Here is a 21,654-nt window from a genome sequence, read left to right on the forward strand (position 1 = left end):
ATTATCAAAGCGTCATCAAATGACGGGCAATGTGCAATCGGCTGCGGTGTGGGTCAATGCCGCCCTGGCCGGCCCGACCTCGGCTCATCGAAGCGAATACAGGATCTCTCCCTTGCCCAGCACCGCATTGTCGCCGCAGTAGCGGCCGGCCGCGCCGGTGAGCAGCGGCTTGTCGAAGATATTCTCGGCGATCAGATAGCGGTCCATCAGCGAGGCGAAGACGCTCTCGACGGCACCGCTTCCCGTGAAGCTGGGCGAGAGGGTTGCGGGCGGGCGGTCGAGAAGAATGGAACCGCGGCGCATGAGATAGCCCGGCAGGTGGCCCACACCGCCGGCGATCGCCAGCGTGCCGGCAATCATGCGGCTGCCCGCATAGTCGCCGCATCCGCCGCCGACGGCGATAAGCCCGCGCCGCATCCGGTCACCCGCCTGGTCGCCCGCGCGGCCGCGGATGACGAGCACGCCGCCGTTCATACCCCGCATCTCGCCGGTGAACGGTCCGCCGGCGAAGTCGCCGGCATCGCCGTGGATATCGAGCCGCCCGCCGGTCATGCCGGAGCCGGCATGCGGGCCAGCGCTGCCCTCGATCGTGAGCGATCCGCCCGACATCTTACGCCCGGCCTGCGCGCCGGCGTCGCCGGTCACGCGGATGGCGCCTTCCGTCATTCCGGCGCCCAGGCGATCGAAACGGACGCTGCCGCCCGCGAAGACGATGCTTTCAGCGTCCTCGCCCGACAGGCGGAAGAGGTCCCCTACCCTTGCCCCCCTTTTCGACAGCCCCAGCCTGGTTTGCTCGATCGTACGTCGGGAAAGGCCGGCGAGCCCTTGCGGGGTGAGCGGCGAGAGATCGAGCCGCTCCGGCGGCTCCGAGACAAGCGTGAAGGTGAGAGACGTCACGGCAACAGTTCCTTCAGGTGGTAGTGGAACTTGCCGAGTTTGCCGCCGTAATTGCCGGCGCTGATGCGCGCCGCGCCGCGCTCCGACCCGAGGCCGATCAGGGTGTCGAGCCCCGCCTTCATGGCGGCGGCGACGGCCGTGTCTGTCTCGCCGTCGATGACGATTTCGAGCACGGCGTTGATCTCGGCGCCAAGGGCGCTGTCCACCCGGCCGCGCAGGGTCGGCGCATAGGCTTCATTGGTGGAGGCGACGACGCTCTTGTATTTGCTGCCGACCTTCGAGCCCGAGCGCACCACCCCGCCCGGGAAAGGCAGGATGACGCCGGGCACCTTGCCCATCGCCTCGGCCGCGGCTTCCGCCGCCACCAAAGCCTGCTCGTTGCTGCCGGCCAAGAGAAGCAGATTGCCCCCGCCGACCGCCTTCTTCGTGAGCCCCGTGGCCGCCTCGCAGACGAACTCGCCGTCCATGACGGGGATGCGCCAGTAGTGCCGGCCGCCGAATTTCTTTGAGATCTGCCAGCCGTCGCCGAAATAGCGCAGCGACGAGCCAAGCTTGAGCGGCTCCGTGCCGTCGAGCCCGGCGAAGCAGGCGCTGCCCGGCGAGGTCAGCACGCACTGGCCGACGCGCTTCAAAAGCTGCTTCTGCAATTCGTCGGTGCTGACGGCGAACAGCATGATGCGGCAGCCGGGCCGGCCGTCCGGCGTCTCCGAGGGCGGCAGTTCCACGTCGATGCCGGCCTCGCAGCCGCAGCCGATCACCGAGGTGGCGAAGCCGGTCATGGAGCGCGCCGCCTCCAGCACCCATTTTCGCGTCGGCGCGGTGACGATGATCGCCGTGGCGCGCATGCCGAAGGCTTCCGCGAAAGTATCGTCGATCTCGACGCCGTTGACCGTCACGCGATGCATGGCACCTCCCCGAACGGCTCTTCGCGGTCGATCGCCCAGTCGGGGAAGACGAACCAGTCGAGCGACAGGCCATAGCGCTCCTGGTGGTAGGATTCCATGCGCCGCAGCATGGCCTTGTCGGGCTCGGGCGCGATCCGCAGGGTCTTGCCCCAGCGCAGGGCCGTGATCTCGCCCTCCTCGACCACCATCTCGCCGTCCTTGAAGACGTAGGCGGCGGCGGCGAACATCTTTTCGATGTCGCGGTCCTTGCGGTAGACGGCGATGTCGGCGATCGCCCCCTGCCCCAGATGGCCGCGGTCCTTGAGGCCGAGCAGGCGCGCCGGTGCGGCCCGCGTCATGATGGCGATCTCCTCGAAGGTGTATTCGCGGTCGATCGTCGGCAGCGTGGTGAGTGCCAGCGCCGGCTTCGACAGATTCTCGGCCGTCCGCCGCCGCGCCTCCCGGTCCATAAGAAGCGCAAAAAGCGCCGGATAGGCGGTAAAGGGCGCGCCGTTCGGGTGGTCCGTGGTGAAGAAGACCCGCCAGGGATCGTCGATCAAGAGGAAAAGCTCCAGCCCCGCCGCCCATTGCAGCGAGCCGTAGAAATCCTTGCGGTAGCGATAGGGCACGATGCCGGCGCTTTCTCCATCGCCGTCGATGATGAAGGATTTTTTTGGATGCGCGTTCTTGCGCGCCGGATACTGCCTGAGCACGTCCATCGAGATCGTGACCGTCTGCCCGAACATCACCTGGCCGACGTCGATGGTGATCTCGGGCGTGGAATTGACCAGCTCTGCAAGGCGGCTCGCGGCGGAGGAGAAGCGCCGCTTCCCCTCCTTGCCGTAGCCGTAGAACTGCAGATGGGCCAGATGCAGCGGCACGCCCTCGGCGGCTTCCATGGTGGCGGCGGCGGTATCGGCGGAACCCGGCACGCCGAGATTGTTGCAGTGGACGTGCAGCGGATGCGGCACGCCGAGACTGGTGACGGCGGCTTGCAGCGTCTTGACGATGCTGCGCGAGGAGACGCCGTAGGACGGCACCACGTCGTCCAGCGAGAAGGTGCGGACATTCTCCTTGAAGGCCGCCGCACCACCCGCATTGATGGTCTTCACGCCGAGCGCCCGGGTGGAGGCGACGGTCCAGGCGACGTAGTCCTCGATCATTTCCGATGAAGCCCGGTCGCGGATGAGCGAGAGCAGAAAGTCGTCATTGCCTAGAACGGCCAGCGTCGCCTTGTCGATGATCGGGATGTCGGCGAGCTCCAGATGGGTGTGAAGCGCGGTTCCCGGCGGCATGGCCGGCTCGACGACGGTGGTGAAGCCCATCCGCGCATAGAGGCAGCCGGTCTGGAAGGTGCTCCAGCCGAGATTGGAAAGCGGTGTCGCGCCCGGCCGCGGCAGATGGGCAAAATGGTGCTCCGGCAGAAGCAGGCGTGCCGTGTTCACATTGCCGCCGCCGATATGGGAATGGATGTCGATGGCCCCGGCCATGACGATGCAGCCGGTGGCATCGACGGTCCTGTCCGGTTGTGCGCCCGGCGGCGGATCGACGATGACGCCGTCTTCGACCCACAGGTCGCCGATCCCGTTCCGCCCATTGACCGGATCGATGATCTCACCCCCCGCGACTCTTATCAGCATCGGGTATCCATTTTTACGGGAAGCTCTTCCATGATGGCTTTGAGGATCGAGGCGGCGGATGGAAGCTGCGAGGGCGCTCCCGCTGTTCTGCCGACAAATGTGCTCCGGCTGCTTGAATAGAGGACCGCGTCGTGGTCCGCGCCGGGTGCGCCCACGGGAATGGTGACGGCTGCCTCGGCCACGGGTTCGGCCGTCTTCGTCAAGGCGATCAGCGTGGAACCGTTCGCGTGTGCGGGTGCGCTGTCCTCCCGCGCGGCGACCCACAGATGCACGTCCGCTTCGCCGGCGCCCAGCATCCGGCGCACGTCGAAGCGCCAGGGGTCGTGTTCGGCGGCACCCTGCGCGAAGCCGGTGCGCATGGGGAAGCCGGTCGTCCAGCCGGAGACCAGTGTGCCGCCCCAGCCGGCCTCGCTTTCCGGCAGCATGAGCATTGCCGCGCGCGTCTTTCTGTTGAGGTCGGAAACGAGGCCCTGCAGCATCTCGAGCGCAAGATGGTGGGTGCCGTGGCCGGAGCACAGGAAGGCGGCATAGTTCGCCTTCGCCAGTGCATCGCAAAGACGTTCGAAATTCGTGACCGGCGTCGTGACGGGCCGGCCGCCGACCTGCGCGCGCACGACGGCAAGCGTCGCGGGAAGGTCGGCGCCGTCGCAGGCAAGCCGCGTGACCTGTCCGTCGAGCGCCGCCGGCGGGGGATCGTTGCCGCGGTCCGGCACAAGGAAGAAGTCGCGCGTCCGGCGCTCGGCAAGGTCCGGTGCCGTTTCGGCAAGCGTGCGAAGGTAGTCGTGATGGAACTCGGGCAGCGCGCCTACGACCACGACGAGGTCCGCCCGGCGCCGTACCTCGCCGGCGCTGACGAAGATCCCGCCGCTGTCGCTGACGAGCGCCGTCTCCCGCGCGAGGCTTTCGCCGTCGAAGTGGTCGTAAGCCGCACCGACCCGCCCCGCCAGCGCGATGGCCGCACGGGTTCCGTCGACATCCGCATCAATACTGATAACCGGGCACCAGCTCTCCGCCAGGAGCCGTGCGGCATGGCCGACCGCATCCTGCACCAGCGCGTCCCGGTCGCCGATCCATGCAACCGTCATCAAACGCTATCTTTCTGGTGCCCGAAAAAACTGTAGACGAAACTTCGCTGCAGGTGAAGCCCCGTTGTCGATGGTAAAACGACCCCTCGTCATCCCGGCCAAGGGAACGCAAACGACCGCGCGCCGGGATCCAATCCGGAGCATGGACGAGTCACGGAATGGGTCCCGGACAGCCTCCGCCCCGCTACAGCTTCCGGGATGACGCGACGGCGCGGATAATGGGCCGCTCAATCATACTTGATATAGGCGAAGCGCTGGTCCTCGGGCGTCCCTTCCAGCGCGCCGCCTTCCAGCCCCGGCTGCCACTGGACGACCTCCTCGATCTTCTTCGCCAGTTCGAAATCCTTGTCGGTGACGCCCTTTGCCGCATGGTTCATCAGGCGCACCTCGACCCAGGCGTAGGAGGCGGTGATGTCGGGGTGGTGAAAGGCGGCCTCCGCCAAGTGGCCGACGCTGTTGATGACCATCAGCGTCGATTTCCAGCTGTGCGTCTTGTATTTGCGACGGATCCAGCCTTTTTCATAATACCATTTGGGCAGTTCCGCGCGAAGCCGCTCGACGATCTCCTCTTCGGAATAGACGCGATCCTTCTGCCGGTCAGCCATGTAATCCTCCGTTTTGCTCTTGTGGCGTTCGGGCGTTCCGCCCCGGAAGTCCGTGTGCGACAGCTTCCGGCTTGCCCTGACGCGGAAAGCCGCTATCATAGGCGCGGGCACCCGAACATGAGCGATGCATTGATGATGCACCCAATGGGGGCAAATGTCGACTTTTGTCACCGCTTCCGTGCCTGCCCGTCTTCATCTCGGCTTTCTCGACCTTAACGGCGGTACCGGGCGACGCTTCGGCAGCATAGGGCTCCCGCTGAGCGAGCCGGAAACGGTCGTCAGCCTGGCGCCGGCTTCCAGCACGCGTGTCGAAGGTCCGGACCGCGAACGCGCGGCCCGGCACCTGGAAACCCTGTGCCGGCATCTGAACATCCGCGCCCGCCACCGCCTGGTGGTGGAGGAAGCGATCCCGCCGCACCGGGGGCTCGGATCCGGAACCCAGATGGCCGTCGCCGTCGCGGCCGCACTTCGGACGCTGCACGGCTTGCCGGTCAACGCCGGTGAGGACGCCCGCTTTCTCGGGCGGGGTGAGCGGTCGGGCATCGGCATCGCCGCCTTCGACGAGGGCGGGCTGATCGTCGACGCCGGACGCAGCGCGGAGGACCGCGAACCCCCGGTGGTTTCCCGCATCCCATTCCCGCGCGACTGGCGTGTGATCCTCATCCTCGATCACGGGCACACCGGGATTCATGGCCAGGAGGAGATCGCGGCGTTTCGCGCGCTGCCCCCCTTCCCCGCGCAAAGCGCGGCGGAAATCTGCCGCCGGGTCCTCATGCAGGCCTTGCCTGCGGCGGTGGAGGAGGATCTTGAAGCCTTCGGCGCCGCCATCGAGGAGATCCAGATCCAGGTCGGAAGCTACTTTGCGCCTGCCCAGGGCGGCATCTTCGCCAGCAAGCAGGTTGAGCGCGTCGCCAGGCGGCTGGCCGAGTCGGGTGCGGCCGGGATCGGGCAAAGCTCCTGGGGACCGACCGGTTTCGCCTTCGCGCCGAGCGAGGAGGCGGCACGCGATTATGTGCACGCCGCGCACGAGGTCGCCGAGAAGGACATCGAGATGCGCATCGTCCGGGGGAGGAACGACGGCGCCGGCATTACCAGGCGCACGCTCGGTCTGCTCGGGAGCTGAACTTTTCAATCGAGGGCACCACGACACCAGCCGGATAGGAAGCATATGGCCCGCAAGAACATACTCCACATGATCACGCCCCTCAGCCAGATGAGCCCGTTCGACGTCAACATGGCGCTCGACGCCGGTTTCGACGCGGTCGTTCCCTATGTGAACGCGGAACTCGCCGACGTCACCGGGCTCGTGCAGGACGCGATCTTCTCGCGCCCGCCCGATGCGGGCGCCGACACCGGCGTCTTCATCGCCGGCAAGAACGTCATCCTCGCGCTCGACATGCTGGAGGCGGCAAGGAAGGCCATGGTGCCACCCTTCTCAGTGAGCGTTTTCGCCGATCCGGCAGGCTCCTTCACGACCGCCGCCGCCATGGTGGCCAAGGTGGAAAAAGTACTGCAGGAGAAGTTCGGGCGCACGCTTGAAGGTGCCCGCGTGTCGATCTTCGGCGCCACGGGCGTGGTCGGCTTTTGCACCGCCGTGATCGCCGCGAGGGAAAAAGCGTCGGTCACGCTCGTCGGGCATGACGGCGCGGAGCGGGTGCAGAAGATCGCGGCGGAGATCAAGAGCCGTTTCGATCTCGACGTGCGCGCCGTCGACGGCTCCACGGATCACTCCAAGACGGGCATCGTCGCCGACAGCGAGATCATCCTTTCGGCCGGCAAGGCCGGCGTTCAGGTCATCTCGAAGGAGCACCTGCGCAACGCCGCGAAGCTTGTCATCGCAGCCGATGTGAACGCCGTGCCGCCGGCGGGCATCGAGGGCGTGGCGGTGGATGCGGACGCGGCGCCGCTCGAAGGCACCGGCGCGGTCGGCATCGGGCCGCTCGCCACGGGCAATGTCAAGTACAAGGCCGAGTTCGGTCTCTTCAAAAGGATGATTGAAGCGAAAAAAGCCGTCACACTCGATTTTCAGGATGCATTTACCCTTGCCCGCGAGATCGCCAAGTAACCGCCCGCTTCTGATCGCGGCGATCTCCGGCCGGGCGTTGGCGGCGGCGGCAAGGCGCGCCGGCTATCGGCCGCTCGTGGCGGACTTCTTCTGCGACGATGACACGCGGGTGTTGGCCGGGCGGGTGGCGCGGCTTCCCGGGGACCTGCGTTCGGGGATCGACGGCGGAGCGCTTGTCGATTGCCTGAAGGCTCTTGCCGGGAGCGAAGAGCCGGCGGCCCTCGTCTACGGCTCGGGCTTCGAGGGACGGCCGGAGCTGATTGCGGAAATGGGCCGGCACTTCCCCGTCGCCGGCAACGGGGCGGAGACGGTGCGGCGGACAAAGGACCCGCAGAGGCTGGCGGAGGATTGTGCGGCGCTCGGCATCCCCCACCCGGCCTTCTCCTGGGCGGCGCCGTCCGACCCGGAACACTGGGTGGTGAAAAAGGTCGGCGGCGCCGGGGGATCCCATGTCCGCCGTGCGGACGGGGCGGTGTCGGCACCCGGCTGCTACTTCCAGCGTTTCGTACCCGGGCAGAGCGTTTCCGTCCTCTTCGTCGGTGACGGGAGAGCGGCACGCATCGTCGGCTTCAGCCGGCAATGGACAGCTCCGACACCGACCGCCCCCCACCGCTATGGAGGGGCGGTGCGGCTCAAGCGTTTCGACCGGAGCCATGCGCAAACGATCAGCGGATGGCTTTCCGGACTGACGGCGCGCACGGGGCTCAAGGGCCTCTGCAGTGCCGACTTCATCGGCTCGGGCGACGCCCTGCATCTCGTCGAGGTGAACCCGCGTCCGGGCGCCACGCTCGACATCTTCGACAGCGACGAGGCCCCGCTGTTCGAGGCGCATCTCGCCGCCGCCGAGGGCGCCGCCTGCCGCCTGCCGCGCTTTGCCGATTGCATGGCCTCCATGATCGTCTACACGCGCGGGCCGATCGACCGCTTTCCCGCCATTGCCTGGCCGGAGGGAGTGGCCGACCGCCAGTCGCCCGGCACACGGCTTCAGCCGGGAGAGCCCGTCTGCACCGCCTTCGCCCGCGGTCCCACCGCCGCGGCCAGCCGCCGCGCGGTCGGCCATCTGGCGGAAAGGCTGCGGCAAAACTGGGAAGAAGGGACATGAAAAACGGATCGGCGTTACTGAACGACAGCGCGTGTGCCATCGTCGACGGCATGGTGCGCGATGCCGAGCGCCTGCGCATCGCTGTCTCCACGGGGCCCCTCGGCGAACGCCTCGTCGACGCCGGCGCGGCGGTTCTCGGCAGCATCGAGGCCGGCCTCCACATGGCGCGGGCGACCATGGGCGGCCTGGGCGAGGTGATGCCGGTGATCGACGGCGCCTCGACGCGGTGGCCGTTCCAGCTCGAGGTGCGCTCCTCGCAGCCGGTCCTTGCCTGCCTCGGCAGCCAGTATGCCGGCTGGAACCTTTCGGAGGACAAATATTTCGCCATGGGCTCCGGCCCGGTCCGCCTGCTCGCCCGGGTCGAGCCGCTGTTTTCGACGCTGACCTATCACGAGACGGCCGCATCCTCCGTCGTCGTGCTGGAAACCGGGGCGCCGCCGCCCGAAAAGGTAGTCGAAAAGGTGGCGGGAGCGACCGGCCTTGCGCCGGACAGGCTGACCTTCGTCTATGCGCCGACCCAGAGCCTGGCCGGAACGGTGCAGATCGTCGCCCGTGTCCTGGAGGTGGCGCTGCACAAGGCCAGGGATCTCGATTTTCCGCTCGAAGACATCGTCGACGGCATCGCCGCCGCGCCCCTGCCCGCCCCGCACCCCGACTTCATCACCGCCATGGGGCGCACCAACGACGCCATCATCTATGGCGGCCTCGCGCAGTTCTACGTCACGGGTCCGGCATCAGCGGCGAGAGAGCTCGCCGAAAAGCTGCCGAGCCGCGCCTCGCGCGACTACGGCCTGCCCTTTGCGGAGATCTTCGCAAAGTTCAAGGGCGATTTCTACGCCATCGATCCCTTGCTCTTCAGCCCCGCCGAGGTCATCGTGACGGCGCTGGAAACGGGCGAGACCTTCCGCAGTGGCGGGCGCGACGCGGAGATGCTCGAAAAGAGCCTCGCCTGAGCGGATCTGCAAAGGAAAGCCCCTGCGTGACACGAAAAATCCTGATCGCCAACAACCAGTCGGGCAACCGCACCACCGCACTGGTCAATGCCTTTCGGCAGCGCGGCTGCACGGTCGTCATGGAGCCGCTTTCCGCGCTCGAATTCGACACCGAGCGCCCGCACGGGCTCTCGTTCGCCGGCTTCGGGGACGCTCGCCCCGACGCCTTGGTCGTGCGCTCGGTCGGCGCCGGCACCTTCGAGGCGGTGACGCGCCGGCTCGGCGTGCTGCATGCGCTTCGCAAGCTCTCCGTGCCGGTGTGGAACTCGGCGCAGGCCATAGAGCGCTGCGTCGACAAGTCCATGACCACTTTCCTCGTCAAGAATGCCGGCCTGCCGACCCCGCCGACCTTTTCCGTCGAAGGGTTCGACGCCGCGCGGTCGGTCGCCGAACGCGAGTTGCGAAGGGGGCCTTTGGTGCTGAAGCCGCTTTTCGGCTCCCAAGGGCGCGGCATCCGGCGCATCGACAGGACCGAGGACCTGCCGCCGCCGGAGGAGATGGACGATACCTATTATCTTCAGCGTTACGTCGAGCGCGCCGGGCCGCCCTTTTGCGATTTCCGCGTTTTCGTCTGCGCCGGGCGTGTTGTGGAGATGATGGTCCGGCGCGGCGACAACTGGATCACCAACATCCAGAGAGGGGCGGTTCCGGGGCTGGTGCCGCAGGATCTGCGCGCACGGCTGAGCGACTATGCCCTTGCCGCCGTCGCGGCCGTGGAGGCCGACTTCGCCGGCGTCGACATCATGCCCGCCGCGGACGGGTCGCTGCAGGTGATCGAGGTCAACAGCATGCCCGCCTGGTCGGGGCTGCAGTCGGTCACCAAGGCCGATATCGCCGGCACGATCGCCGATGAGATGATGCGCTTTCTCGACGAGCGGGAACGCTTTGCCTCCCTTGCCGCGCTGCCGCGCTCCGCCGGCGAGGTGGTGCCGGTGTCTTGAGGCCATGTCGGTGAGCGAGCGGATCCGCGCCGCTTACGAGGCGGCCTGCCTCGCCGAGATCGAGGCGCTGAAGCCGGGGAACGTGCATCGCTTCGCCGACGGCCACCGCATGACGGCGGCGCAGTTCCTGGCGAGTGCCCGCGCTTCCGCGCCGGTCCTTGCCGACAGCAGCCTCTCCGTGGGCCGGCGCACCCTCGCCGCCGTGCGGGCGACGCGCGCGGCGGTCGGCACCAACACCAATCTCGGCATCATCCTCTTGTGCGCGCCGCTGGCGCGTGCGGCGGAGATGGACGACACCGACCTGCGCGCGGCACTCGCCCGCGCGCTTGCCGGGATGGACGTTGCCGATAGCGCCCCCGTCTTCGAGGCGATCGTGCTCGCCTCGCCCGGCGGGCTGGGTTCCTCCCCCTCCCACGACGTGCGGGAGGCGCCGCGCGTGACGGTCGTGGAGGCCATGCGGGCGGCTTCCGGCCGCGACATGATCGCCCGGCAGTATGCGACCGATTTCCGGGATGTGTTCGAAACCGGTGTCGCTGCGCATCGAAAAGCCGAAGGGCGCGGCCTGGACGGCATGTGGCCGACGGTCTTCACCTATCTCGCTTTCCTGGCGCGCTTCCCCGACAGCCACGTGGCGCGCAAGCACGGCGTTCCCGCCGCCGAGGCTTTGGCTCGCGAGGCGGCCGCGGTGCTGTCCGAAACCGAAAGGATGCATGACGAGGCCGCGCGGATCGGAAAACTCATGGATTTCGATCGACGGTTGAAGGCGCAATCGCTCAATCCCGGCACCTCGGCAGACCTGACCGTGGCTACGCTTTTCGTTCGGGGCCTCAGGTCAAACTTGCATAATTAATGCGTTAATGGTTCAATTTGGCTGCGGAACTGTACTCCGTGACTATCTAGCCAACCGGTCCGGACGCTCCGGATGCTGCCAACAAGGATAGTCGTCCACTGGGTGTCTGCCTGGTGCGGCATCCTTGGACATCAAAACCATGTCTTGGAGGAACACTGGTATGGCAAAAATCTCGAAAGTAATGGTTGGCGAATCGCTCGTTGGAGATGGCAACGAGGTGGCGCATATCGATCTACTCATCGGCCCGCGCGGCAGTCCGGTAGAGGCGGCATTCTGCAACGCGCTGACGAACAACAAGGATGGGTTCACCACCCTTCTGGCGGTGATTGCGCCCAACATGCCCTGTAAACCGAACACGGTGCTTTTCAACAAGGTCACCATCAAGGGCCAGAAGCAGGCCGTGCAAATGTTCGGCCCGGCGCAGTTTGCCGTCGCCAAGGCGGTGCAGGACAGCGTCGCCGAGGGGATCATCCCCGAGGAGGAGGCGGATGATCTGTTCATCTGCGTCGGCGTGTTCATCCACTGGGAGGCGGAGGACGACGCCAAGATCCAGGAGTACAACTATCGCGCGACCAAGGAATCGATCGAGCGGGCCGTCAACGGCACGCCGACGGCAGCCGAGGTCACTTCGAAGCGGGATACGGTCAAGCACCCCTTTGGTGCCGCGGCTTAGACACGAAACAACCCCGCACAGGCAAAACCATCTGCGCAGTCGGGTGGTCTGTTGCGCCGGTTGAAGAGGCTCGTAGGCCTTTAGACGCCGCCAAAAAGGGGCGGCTCCTTGCAGATGCCCAAGAGGCGTCCCATGCCGGCGCGTATACAGCGCCGGCTTTAACGCGCGGTATGTCGGGGGTGTCCCAGGCGAACGGCCGCCCTGCCCGCGAGGCGGGGTGGACGGAAATACCGGGTAATTGCTTAGCCTGGGCGTTCCGGGGTGACGGATCGCCGATGCACACAGACCGACATCGATCTTCCGAATAGCACAGCCCTCTTCACACTCCCCTCTGTCCTGCCTGATGTCACCAAATCCGGCATTTCGACTGTTGGAACGGATGGGCCGCCGGCCTCTCTGCCTGCGCCCGTGGGGAGCGCGCCTGGAACCACTCCCTACAATGCGCTCAGCCGTGCAAGCTGCGCCGGCGTCAGCGCGCCGCCGTGCAATGCGGTGGCCATCAGCGCGCCGGCAATGCCGCATTCGGCGAGCCGGCGCAGGTCCTCCTCGTTGCGCACACCGCCGGCGGCGATGACGGCGCGCCCGCCGGCCCGTGCCTTGATTTTCCGCAGCCGCGCGAAATCCGGGCCGGCACCGGAACCCACCTGCGCAAGGGTCATGACGATCACCGTCGATGGCCAAAGCGCTATATCCGACAGGAGTGCCTCCGGCCCGCGAAAACCGTCGGCGAAGAAGTCCAGCGAAAGGATGAGGCCCGGATGATCCCGGAAACGGGCTATGAGCGCTGTATCGTCCTGGGATTCCGACCCGAGCACCGGCCGGAGCCCCGGCCGCGCGAGTGCGGCGGCAAGGCTTGCCTCCTCGGCGAAGCCTGCGTCGAGCCACAGTTCCGGCGCGTCGGGCATTCGTTGCAGGCTCTCCAGGGCCTCCTCATCGGGCGCGCCCTTCTCGATGGCATCGAGGTCGGCGATATAGAAGGCGGGGAACGGGAGCAGCGTGCGCAGACCGCGCGCGACGGAGACAGGTGCCGCGTCTGAGCTCAGCGGTGTGCCGATCGGGCGGTAGCGCGCACGCTCTCCGCCTTCCGCGCGCACCACTTGGCCGCCTTTCAGGTCGAGCACCGGTATGATACGCACGATCTCCTCCGACGGGTCTTCGAATCCGCATCCTTTCGGGAAAGCGTGACACGTGACAGGGCAAAAGAAAATCGTTGCCGGTTTCGACATCGGCGGCGCGCATCTGAAGGTCGCACGTGTGGAAGACGGCCGGGTGACGGCCGCCGCGACGGTTGCCGCGCCCCTGCGGCTGGGGCTCGACACGCTGGCGGCGGCCTTCCGCGAGACCACGCCGATCCATGCCGGAGCGGAACTCGGCGCCTTCACCATGACCGGCGAGCTCTCCGAAGCCTTCCCGTCGCGCACGGCCGGCGTTGCCGCGCTCCTCGACGAGATCGCGAGGCACTTTTCCGCCGACAGCCTGATCTACACGACGCGCTCCGGCCTCGTCGCGATCGATCAGGCGCGGACGGTCCCCGGCGAAGTCGCCTCCGCCAACTGGCATGCGACGGCGAGCCTTGTCGCGCGTCTTGCAGGCGATGCGCTCTTCGTCGACATGGGCTCGACCACCACGGACATCATCGCCGTCAGGGACGGGAAGGTGATGAACGAGGGCGACAGCGATGCAGGAAGGCTCGCCACCGGCGAGCTGGTCTATACGGGGTTCGTCCGCTCCTTCCCCTTCGCGCTGTGCTCCAATGCCCCCGTCAGGGGCCGTTTCACGCCACTGATGAACGAGTATTTCGCCACCATGGCCGACGTTCACCGCGTGCTGGGCGTGCTGCGCGAGATGGATGACCAGCACCGCACCGCCGACAACAAGGAAAAGACGCTGCCTGCCTCGATCACCCGGCTGGCGCGCCTCGTCGGCCGCGATGCGGATGATCTCGGCACTGACGAATGGCGCCATATCGCCGCCTGGTTTTCTGAGCACCAGCTGCGCCTCATCCACGACACGGCCTATCTCGTGAGCGGAAAACTCGCCGACGATGCTCCCGTCGTCGGCGCGGGGATCGGCCGCTGGCAGGTCGAGCGCCTCGCCCGCCGTCTGGAGCGCCCGTTCTTGGACCTCGCCGCACTCATCCCGGCGGAGGAGAATGCGAGGATCGCCGCCAGCGACGCGGCGCCGGCGGCCGCCGTGGCGCTGCTTGCAAGCTGCTAAGGGAAGTTTGGATCGGACCAACCCGCTTGGCCGTCATCCCGGCCGAACAAAGTGAGGGCCGGGATCCATTCCGCGACTTTGCCCCGTTCCGGAATGGATCCCGGACAGTCTCCGCTACCGCTCCGGCTTCCGGGATGACGCGTTGAAGGGATCCAATGAACCTCTTCCCTTCCTGACAATTGCTTCAAGATCGATATCCGTGCCGTAGTGCTCTGTCAGCCGCTTGTAGAAAGCGTGAGCGGGCTCGCGGCTGCTCTCGCTGGCTTCATATGCCTCGAGCGCCCGTTCCACGACATCGCGGACCGAGCGCTTTTCCCGCAACGCGATCCTATGGGCGATATCTCGCGCCTTGGCACTTCGGACGGCAAGTCGGGGTTTGGCCATTCTGGGTGCTCCTGTTTGCCGCAATGTGCGCCAAGCGCCCATAGCCATCAAGATGGCAACAGATGGCTCGATGGCTGAAGGTTCAGTTGGAGCTTTTCCCCGCATCCGAAAAATGCGCGTCAACCCGCGCCATCAGCCAGTCCCAGGCCTCCCGCTCCTCCGGGCCCGCCGTCTTCTCCACGGCGATGGTGAGATACCCGATCTCGGCTTCGATCTTCTCGCGCGGCAGCATATGGAGGCGGCTGACGAGGATCGCCAGTTCGAGCACCGCCGCCTTGGCGCGGTTGAAGCCGGTAAACGGCGCGTGCGTCTCTTCCGCGGCGACACGGCACAGGAAGCGCGGCCTGAGTTCGTGCTCCTGGACCTCCACCACTTCGAGCACCGAATGGGCAAGGGCCGCGGAAAGCCGCGGCACCGGGCAGTTCTCGACCGGGACGACCGGCCAGTCCTTGCGGCCGGTGAGACATCCGGCGAAGATGCGCACGTCGTCGGTATAGCTGGCGACTGCCACCGGGCGCTTCGACAAATTGTCCAGCGTGGCGGAGGGGCGGAAGGGGGCGATCACCCAGCCCTCACCCTCGGCGATGATGCCGAGGGGGGCGATGTGGACCTCGCCCGCCTCGTTGACCGTCGTGATGATCGACTCGCGGATATAGGGCATCACTTGTCCCTTTCCTTCGCACGCAAGGTATGGCCGGCTTCGGCGAGCCGCGTGCGGTCCTCTTCCGGCGCGGGCGCGGCCACGCCCCAGGCGAGCGGCTCGTCCTGCACATAGCGCTTGCCGAGCCGCCAGGCGATCTCGGCCTTCATCAGTTCGGCGCCGAGATAGAAGGCATGCGCGCCGTCGGCCTCGACGCCGAGCTTGGGGAAGAGTTCGAAGGCATCCTGCGCCACGAAATGGCCTTTGCTGGAAAAGATGTGGATTCCGTCCGGCGCCGTCATGATGCGGAAATTGGCGTCGCGCACTTCCTCTGCCAGTGCGGCGATATCTTCAGACGAGGCGGGGAATGGCTTGCGGTCGTGCACCTGCAGGAGGCCAGGGTGGTAGTCGCGCGGCAGCGCACCGTCGTTGCGGGCGGCGAACATGATGCGGCGCGCCAGATCGTGCTCTTCGACCGTCTTCGCCGTGTGCGGGCTCACATGGACCACCAGCACGCTGGAAATGGAAAGCTCCGAGCAGAGCCCGAGAAGCATGGCGGTGACGCCGGCGCTGTCGGCATCCGTCAGTTCCGTCAGGTTTCCCGTGCCCATCAGGAGCTCGGCCTGCGGCCAGCGTCGCCGGGTCTCGGCAAAGCGCTCGAGCGATTGCGTGAAGCCGAAATGGATCGGGTCGAGCACGGGATCGGCGATGAAGCGGATGCCGTCTTTTTCCGCCGCCTCGATGGCACGGTCGAGCGAGGAAAGGTCGCCGGGAACAGCCGAGATCAGGACCGGTGTCACCGGATAATCCCGCGCCAGCGAAAGCGTGTCCTCGGTGAGGCTCAGGAGATAGTCCGCGCCGGCGTCGGCCCCGGTCCGCAGTTCCGCGACATCGGCCGAGTCGACGCTGACCGTCAGCCCCCGCGCCTTCAACTCCCGCACCGCATCGCCCAGATGCGGAAAGGGCGTGTCGGGCAGGCAGCCGAGATCGATGACATCGGCGCCGGCCGCGGCGAGCCCCCCTGCCCGCTCTACGATCGCCTCCACGTCGAGTGCGGCCGCGTCGACGATCTCGGCAAAGATGCGCAGGTCATGGCGCGACAGGTCCGGCGGCCGGCCCTCGCGGCCGAGGAAGGGCGGCAGGTCGGCGATCTCGTCGGGCCCGTGCTGGAAAGGCACGCCGAAATGGGCGGCGAGCCGCTCCGGCTCGCCGCGGAAACGGCCGGGCAGGATGACGCGGCTTGCGCCGTCCGGCAGCGTCACCCGGCGCTTGATGATTTCCTCCGTCATCAGCGCTGCGATCTTGACGCCCGTGTCGATGATCTCCCAGGCGAATTCCGTTTCGCCCAGCTCCGTCAGAAGCCGTTCCAGCCGCGGCCGGGCAAGGCGGCCCGTCAGGAAGATCAGCTTCTCAGCCATGGCGCTCGCGCTCGGCCTGACGGCGCGCGATCGCGGCTTCGAGATCCGCGAGGGATTCGACCACGGTCGTGTACTCGAACGTCTTCAGGCGCTCGGTGTTTTCCAGGTCGATGCGGCGCGGGAAGACCTTCACCATGCCGTGCGGCGCGCGCGTCAGAAGCTCCGGCGCCGTGTCGCAGGCAAAGACGATCGACGGGATGCGGCACTTGCCGGCTTGCGCGAAGACGTTGGTGGCCAGCGTATCGGAGATGCCCCACACGCATTTGGCCACGGTGTTGGAGCTTGCCGGCGCGACGACCACCGAGTGGTAGACGCCGTGATAGAACTCGCCGACGGGTATGGCGCTCGCCGTCTTGTCGTGGAGCACGCGCGTCGTATCGGGGAAGTCGAGTTTCAGCCCGTACATGCGCAAGACCTCGTCGGCCGCCTTGGAGACGAAGACGTCGCAATGTTCGAGCTTGCGGATCATCCGGAAGCTCTCGATGAAGAAATGGCCCGACCCGGTCAGGACCCAGGCCCAGCGCGGTGTGTGGAGCTTCGCCATCCTCTATCCCGCGTTCCTCGCAAGCACGGGCGCGCCGATCCTGACGCCCGGCAGCTTGCCGGCGGCAAAAAGCGCCCGCGCCGTGGCCGCATCTTCGGGGCCGGCAAGGTGAAAATCAATGCCGGCGGGCAGCATGGCGGAGAAACAGGCATCGACGACGCCCCGCCGCACCAGGCTGTCGGGATCGTCTTCGGCGGAAAAATTCGCCGTTTCCTTGACGAGCAGCAGCGCTTCGCCACCGAGCTGGCCGGCAAGCCACGCGGCGAGCGAGTCGGAGGTGATGTCCCATGATTCGGGGATCGCGCGATTGCCGAGCGTCATGGCGGAGGGCAGCCACACGGGAATGTGCCCGGCAGCGGATGTCTCGGCCATCTCGAGGCATGTGCGGGCCGGTACGAAGCGCGCGGAAAGGTCGGCCAGGGCATGGCCGAACTGGTCCATCGCCAGGATCGCCATGGCATGCGCGGCGGCATCGGAGAAGCCGATGGGCTTTTGCGCCTTGCGCACCTGGTCGGCGAAGGGGCCGCCGCCCGGCACGATGGTGACCGCAAGGCGCGCGGCGGCAAGGGCATCGATCCATTCATGCAGGTGCGTGCCGAAAGCCGTGCTGCCGCCAAGCTTGACGACCGCCTGCTTCATCGGCTGGCGCCCTTTCCGCGCCGCCCGGAGGCATCCGCCCCGCCGTGGCGCTCCGCCGCGCCCGGCCGCAGGCCCGGCGCCTCGGCGGGGCGCTTGCGCTCGATTTCGACGCCGACGCTGCCCGGGCCGAGCTCCAGCTTCTCGACCCGCACCGTGACACGCACGACGCGCGGATCCGACAGCACATGGGCGGCCACCTGCTCGGCCAGGCTCTCGCTCAGTTCCACATGGCCGCGCGCGACGATTCCCCGGATGCCGTCCATGATGATGTCGTAGGAAACGACGTGGCGCATGTCCTGCGGGTCGTCGGTGATGCGGCGCACCTCGGCGGTGACGTCGAAGCGCACCTTCTGCTGGCGCCCGTGCTCGAAGCTGTAGGCGCCGATCTCCACCGGCAGCACGAAGTCGCGCACGAAGATCTTGTCGGTGCCGAGCTTTGGGTCCACCGCCTCGGGCGAGTAGCCGCGCGCGGCGAGTAGCCGGTAATCGACGGCAGCGGAGTCGCCGGCCAGGCGCTCCTCGGGAATGAGCGCACGGATGCGCCGGACACAATCGATGTCGATCGTCTTCGTGCGCTGCGAGCCGTCGCAAAGCGCACCCCGGAAGCCGAGGAAATCCGGTTCCAAAGGCAACAGACGTGGGATGTCCGGCGCCTCCAGCGATCCGCCCAGCCCGGCCATGAGGCCATGGGCGCGTGCCGGGTTGATGAAATCGGGAATACGCTCGGGCGGCAGGTGGTCGAGCAGCCTGCCCCTGCCCTTTCCCGCCGTATCGACCATCGCGCCGTGGAAGCCACTTTCGGCAAGCGCGGGCAGGAGGGCGAAATCCGGATCGCGGTCGGCGAAAAGGACGGCGACCAGCTTCACCCTTGGGGCGAGACCTGCGAGCGCCCGCGCGCAGGCTGCCGCTTGGACGTCGGGAAGAAAGCCGATCTTCAGGTAGTCGACGCCGGTCTCGGCGATCTCCGTCGCGGCCTGGCGGATCGCCTCGGGGTCCATCGGCAGGTTGCCGCAGACGGCGCTGACGGGCCGGCGGCCGGCCACATGCGCGACCGTCTCGCGGATCTCGTCCAGGGCGACGGCGCCCAGCGCGCCGTCCTCTGGGTTCTTCAGGTCGATGATGTCGGCACCGCCGGCAAGAGCTGTCTCGGCCTCCTGCCGCCCGGTGACGCTGGCCAGAAACTTGGTCATCGAATGCACCTTAGGCGCCGCGAGGCGCCGGTTCGTGCATCAACGCGGCAACCGGCAATCCGGTTCACGCGTGAAATGAATCTAGGAGGGGTTGCGCAAGCTCTCAAACGCGCTACCATCATGAGCGGGCACCTCATCAACATTCTTTTGCGCGGTTTACGGCCGTGCAGGACTTCAACGAGTCGAACTTGTGAAGAGCGCGGTGCCATACACTCTCCTTGCGTTTCTGTACCTTTTTCTTTTGAGCGTCAACGTCTCGCCCGCCCGTGCACAGGAGGATGCATCGGGGTCGGCAGGCGATGCGCCGATCGAGATCCGGATCGGCTATCTCCGCGCGTATGCGCCGGAGTTGGCGCTGTCGGTTCTGGACATTCCGCCGCGTGACGAGGGGGTTGCGGGGGCGGAGATTGCGGTTGCGGACAACAACACGACGGGCAGCTTTCTCGGCCAGGAATTTGCGTTGGAAGTGCGCGAGATCGCGCCGGGGGCGAATGCGAGGGAGGCCTTTCGCGGGCTGGTGGAGAACGGCAACCGGTTCGTGCTGACGGACGTCTCGGCCGAACAGCTCGTCTCGATCGCCGATCTGGCGGCCGAAGCCGGCGTGATCCTGTTCAATGTCGGGGCGCCGGATGACATTCTGCGCGAGGAGGAATGCCGGGCGAACGTCTTCCACACGGCGCCGACGCGCTCGATGCTGGCCGACGGGCTGGCGCAGTATCTGATGTGGAAGCAGTGGCGGCGCTGGGTGCTGATCCACGGCTCGCACGCGCCGGACCGGCTGTTCGCCGAGGCCCTCAAGCGGGCGGCGGAACGCTTCGGCGGCGAGATCGTGGCCGAGAAGCTCTACGAGGACCGCGGCACGGCGCGGCGCGCCGATTCGGGCGTCACCCAGATCCAGCGCGAGATGCCGGTCTTCACGCAAGGGCTGCCGGAGCACGACGTGGTGCTGGTGGCCGACGAGAGCGAGGTGTTCGGCACCTATCTGCCCTACCGCACCTGGGTGCCGCGGCCGGTGGCCGGCACGGCGGGGCTGGTGCCCTCGGCCTGGCACCCGGCGAGCGAGCAATGGGGCGGCACGCAGATCCAGAACCGGTTCGCGGACAGGATCGGCCGGCGCATGGTGTCGAAGGACATGTCGGCCTGGACGGCGGCGCGCTCGATCGGCGAGGCGGTGACGCGCACGGGCAGCGGCGATCCTGAAGAGGTGGCCGCCTTCATCCGTTCCGACGATTTCGCGGTGGCCGCCTTCCGCGGCCAGAAGCTGACCTACCGCGACTGGAACCAGCAATTGCGCCAGCCGATCTTTCTGGGCGACGGGCGTTCGGTGGTGTCGACCTCGCCGCAGGAGGGTTTCCTGCACCAGGTCTCCGAGCTCGACACGCTGGGCGTCGACCGGCCGGAGACGCGCTGCGTGCTTGACTAGTTTTTCACCGATCGGGAGGAGCCTGCATGCATAGAACCCTGTCCGCGCTCGCCGGCGCCGCGCTGGCGGCGGCGCTCGCCACGCCGGCTTCGGCCACCATGGCCTATGTGTCGAACGAGCGGGGCAACACCGTCAGCGTCATCGACACCGAGACGATGGCGGTGGTCGAGACCATCGAGACCGGCCAGCGCCCGCGCGGCATCACCATCTCCCATGACGGCAGGTTCATCTATCTGTGCGCCAGCGACGACGACACGGTGGAGATCATCGACACGGAGACGCACCGGATCGTCGGCACGCTGCCGTCGGGGCCGGACCCGGAGCTGTTCGTGCTGTCGCCCGACGGCAAGACGCTCTATGTGGCCAACGAGGACGACAATCTGGTGACCGTGATCGACATCGAGAACCGCAGCGTGGTGACCGAGATCCCGGTCGGGGTGGAGCCGGAGGGGATGGGCATCAGCCCCGACGGCAGGACGCTGGTCAACACCTCGGAGACCACCAACATGGCGCATTTCATCGACACGGAGAGCCACGAGATCACCGACAACGTGCTGGTCGATTCGCGCCCGCGCTTCGCCGAGTTCACGCCCGACGGGGCGGAGGTGTGGGTGAGCGCGGAGATCGGCGGCACGGTGTCGGTGATCGACAACGAGAGCCGCGAGATCAAGCACAAGATCACCTTCGAGATCCCGGGTCTGAGGCCGGAATCGATCCAGCCGGTGGGGGTGCGCATCACCAGGGACGGCACCAAGGCCTATGTGGCGCTCGGCCCGGCCAACCGGGTGGCAGTGGTCGACACGAAAACCTACGAGGTGCTCGACTACATCCTGGTCGGCCAGCGCGTGTGGCAGCTCGCCTTCACGCCGGACCAGGCGATGGTCATCAGCACCAACGGCATCTCCAACGACGTGACCTTCATCGACGTGGCGAGCGACGAGCCGGTGCAGTCGGTGACGGTGGGCCAGCAGCCCTGGGGCGTGGTGGTGGCGCCGGAATGATCACACAAGCGGAGGGAGGAAGACCCATGAAGAAGCTGGCGACATTGCTCCTGGCGGCAAGCCTTGCGCTGCTGCCGCAGGGCCTCGCCTGGGCGCAGGACGACGACGATGACGACGACGGCCCGGAGATCACGCTATCGAGCAAGGACGTGCCGGAGCTGGTGCTGGGCGCGCCCGACGACGACTTCGCCGTCAACCGGCAGAACTTCGAGCTGGTGGCCGGCCAGGCCTATCGCTGGCAGATCACGTCGAAGGGGCGGCTGGAATACAAGTTCTTCACCGACCTCTTCCGCAATGTGTGGATGAACCAGATCGTCATCGAGGACCTGGAAGTGCACATGAACGGCGCCCCCGCCTGGCTCGAATTCGACGCCCCAGGCACCATCCAGGTCCAGTTCGTCGCCGCAAGACCAGGCTTCTTCACATGGTCCGTCCCAGACCTTGAAGACAGAGGCATGAAGGGC

At 67.0% G+C, this 21,654-nt stretch carries 23 protein-coding genes; 11 read left to right on the forward strand and 12 right to left on the reverse strand.

Going from position 1 to position 21,654, the window contains the following annotated elements:
- Positions 1-84: 84 nt before the first annotated feature.
- From SIN08_RS02620 to SIN08_RS02640, 5 genes are all read right to left on the reverse strand, one after another.
- Complete coding sequence (locus tag SIN08_RS02620; protein ID WP_322449953.1) at positions 85-897, reverse strand: formylmethanofuran dehydrogenase subunit C; 813 nt, start codon at positions 895-897, stop codon at positions 85-87.
- Complete coding sequence (gene fhcD, locus SIN08_RS02625; protein WP_322449954.1) at positions 894-1,802, reverse strand: formylmethanofuran--tetrahydromethanopterin N-formyltransferase; 909 nt, start codon at positions 1,800-1,802, stop codon at positions 894-896. The genes SIN08_RS02620 and fhcD overlap by 4 nt, the downstream gene beginning before the upstream one ends.
- A complete protein-coding gene (locus SIN08_RS02630; RefSeq protein ID WP_322449955.1) occupies positions 1,790-3,421 on the reverse strand; it encodes a formylmethanofuran dehydrogenase subunit A in 1,632 nt (543 codons plus the stop codon). The genes fhcD and SIN08_RS02630 overlap by 13 nt, the downstream gene beginning before the upstream one ends.
- Entirely contained in the window at positions 3,415-4,506 is a 1,092-nt protein-coding gene (locus tag SIN08_RS02635) for a tungsten formylmethanofuran dehydrogenase (protein ID WP_322449956.1), read from the reverse strand. The genes SIN08_RS02630 and SIN08_RS02635 overlap by 7 nt, the downstream gene beginning before the upstream one ends.
- A gap of 227 nt (positions 4,507-4,733) precedes the next feature.
- Positions 4,734-5,111: a 4a-hydroxytetrahydrobiopterin dehydratase gene (locus SIN08_RS02640; protein WP_322449957.1), complete on the reverse strand. Its 378-nt coding sequence runs from the start codon at positions 5,109-5,111 to the stop codon at positions 4,734-4,736.
- Between the two features lie 154 nt (positions 5,112-5,265).
- Between SIN08_RS02640 and SIN08_RS02645 the strand changes: the two genes are divergently transcribed.
- The 7 genes from SIN08_RS02645 (at position 5,266) to fae (ending at position 11,734) form a co-directional block, all read left to right on the forward strand.
- Positions 5,266-6,234 carry a beta-ribofuranosylaminobenzene 5'-phosphate synthase family protein gene (locus SIN08_RS02645; RefSeq protein ID WP_322449958.1) on the forward strand — a complete coding sequence of 323 codons (969 nt, stop codon included), beginning with the start codon at positions 5,266-5,268 and terminating at the stop codon, positions 6,232-6,234.
- Positions 6,235-6,279: 45 nt separating this feature from the next.
- A complete protein-coding gene (locus SIN08_RS02650; protein WP_322449959.1) occupies positions 6,280-7,176 on the forward strand; it encodes an NAD(P)-dependent methylenetetrahydromethanopterin dehydrogenase in 897 nt (298 codons plus the stop codon).
- Complete coding sequence (locus tag SIN08_RS02655; RefSeq protein WP_322449960.1) at positions 7,154-8,278, forward strand: ATP-grasp domain-containing protein; 1,125 nt, start codon at positions 7,154-7,156, stop codon at positions 8,276-8,278. The genes SIN08_RS02650 and SIN08_RS02655 overlap by 23 nt, the downstream gene beginning before the upstream one ends.
- Entirely contained in the window at positions 8,275-9,231 is a 957-nt protein-coding gene (gene mch, locus SIN08_RS02660; RefSeq protein ID WP_322449961.1) for a methenyltetrahydromethanopterin cyclohydrolase, read from the forward strand. The genes SIN08_RS02655 and mch overlap by 4 nt, the downstream gene beginning before the upstream one ends.
- Positions 9,232-9,257: 26 nt before the next feature.
- Entirely contained in the window at positions 9,258-10,211 is a 954-nt protein-coding gene (locus SIN08_RS02665) for a RimK family alpha-L-glutamate ligase (protein WP_322449962.1), read from the forward strand.
- Positions 10,212-10,215: 4 nt separating this feature from the next.
- Positions 10,216-11,061, forward strand: a complete 846-nt coding sequence (locus tag SIN08_RS02670) for a triphosphoribosyl-dephospho-CoA synthase (protein WP_322449963.1) — start codon at positions 10,216-10,218, stop codon at positions 11,059-11,061.
- 160 nt (positions 11,062-11,221) lie between these two features.
- Positions 11,222-11,734 (forward strand): formaldehyde-activating enzyme, encoded by a 513-nt coding sequence (gene fae, locus SIN08_RS02675; protein WP_322449964.1) that lies wholly within the window; start codon positions 11,222-11,224, stop codon positions 11,732-11,734.
- A 434-nt stretch (positions 11,735-12,168) separates the two neighbouring features.
- On the opposite strand, the gene SIN08_RS02680 is transcribed toward fae, so the two are convergent.
- Positions 12,169-12,870: a HisA/HisF-related TIM barrel protein gene (locus SIN08_RS02680; protein ID WP_322449966.1), complete on the reverse strand. Its 702-nt coding sequence runs from the start codon at positions 12,868-12,870 to the stop codon at positions 12,169-12,171.
- A 52-nt stretch (positions 12,871-12,922) separates the two neighbouring features.
- Here SIN08_RS02680 and SIN08_RS02685 point away from each other — a divergent pair, with 52 nt between their 5' ends.
- Positions 12,923-13,951: a hydantoinase/oxoprolinase family protein gene (locus tag SIN08_RS02685; RefSeq protein ID WP_322449967.1), complete on the forward strand. Its 1,029-nt coding sequence runs from the start codon at positions 12,923-12,925 to the stop codon at positions 13,949-13,951.
- A gap of 114 nt (positions 13,952-14,065) precedes the next feature.
- Here SIN08_RS02685 and SIN08_RS02690 read toward each other — a convergent pair whose 3' ends face one another.
- The 6 genes from SIN08_RS02690 to SIN08_RS02715 all read right to left on the reverse strand — a co-directional run bounded on the left by SIN08_RS02690 (position 14,066) and on the right by SIN08_RS02715 (position 18,766).
- Positions 14,066-14,335 (reverse strand): plasmid stabilization protein, encoded by a 270-nt coding sequence (locus tag SIN08_RS02690; RefSeq protein WP_322449968.1) that lies wholly within the window; start codon positions 14,333-14,335, stop codon positions 14,066-14,068.
- An 82-nt stretch (positions 14,336-14,417) separates the two neighbouring features.
- A complete protein-coding gene (locus SIN08_RS02695) occupies positions 14,418-14,996 on the reverse strand; it encodes a DUF447 domain-containing protein (protein ID WP_322449979.1) in 579 nt (192 codons plus the stop codon).
- On the reverse strand, positions 14,996-16,393 hold the full coding sequence (locus SIN08_RS02700; RefSeq protein WP_322449969.1) for a DUF6513 domain-containing protein: 1,398 nt from the start codon (positions 16,391-16,393) through the stop codon (positions 14,996-14,998). The genes SIN08_RS02695 and SIN08_RS02700 overlap by 1 nt, the downstream gene beginning before the upstream one ends.
- A complete protein-coding gene (locus tag SIN08_RS02705; protein WP_322449970.1) occupies positions 16,386-16,937 on the reverse strand; it encodes a flavoprotein in 552 nt (183 codons plus the stop codon). Before SIN08_RS02705 ends, SIN08_RS02700 begins: the two co-directional genes overlap by 8 nt.
- Before the next feature lie 3 nt (positions 16,938-16,940).
- Positions 16,941-17,576 (reverse strand): dihydroneopterin aldolase, encoded by a 636-nt coding sequence (locus SIN08_RS02710; RefSeq protein ID WP_322449971.1) that lies wholly within the window; start codon positions 17,574-17,576, stop codon positions 16,941-16,943.
- Positions 17,573-18,766 (reverse strand): (5-formylfuran-3-yl)methyl phosphate synthase, encoded by a 1,194-nt coding sequence (locus tag SIN08_RS02715; protein WP_322449972.1) that lies wholly within the window; start codon positions 18,764-18,766, stop codon positions 17,573-17,575. The genes SIN08_RS02710 and SIN08_RS02715 overlap by 4 nt, the downstream gene beginning before the upstream one ends.
- A 241-nt stretch (positions 18,767-19,007) precedes the next feature.
- Between SIN08_RS02715 and SIN08_RS02720 the strand changes: the two genes are divergently transcribed.
- From SIN08_RS02720 to SIN08_RS02730, 3 genes are all read left to right on the forward strand, one after another.
- The gene (locus SIN08_RS02720; RefSeq protein ID WP_416208003.1) at positions 19,008-20,189 is read left to right on the forward strand and encodes an ABC transporter substrate-binding protein; all 1,182 of its coding nucleotides are present in this window, start codon (positions 19,008-19,010) and stop codon (positions 20,187-20,189) included.
- Between the two features lie 26 nt (positions 20,190-20,215).
- Entirely contained in the window at positions 20,216-21,190 is a 975-nt protein-coding gene (locus tag SIN08_RS02725) for a YVTN family beta-propeller repeat protein (RefSeq protein WP_322449405.1), read from the forward strand.
- A 26-nt stretch (positions 21,191-21,216) separates the two neighbouring features.
- A partial coding sequence (locus tag SIN08_RS02730) for a hypothetical protein (RefSeq protein ID WP_322449403.1) occupies positions 21,217-21,654 on the forward strand: 438 nt, incomplete at its 3' end.

The organism is Chelativorans sp. M5D2P16 (genome assembly GCF_034427935.1).
Classification (GTDB): Bacteria; Pseudomonadota; Alphaproteobacteria; order Rhizobiales; family Rhizobiaceae; genus Chelativorans.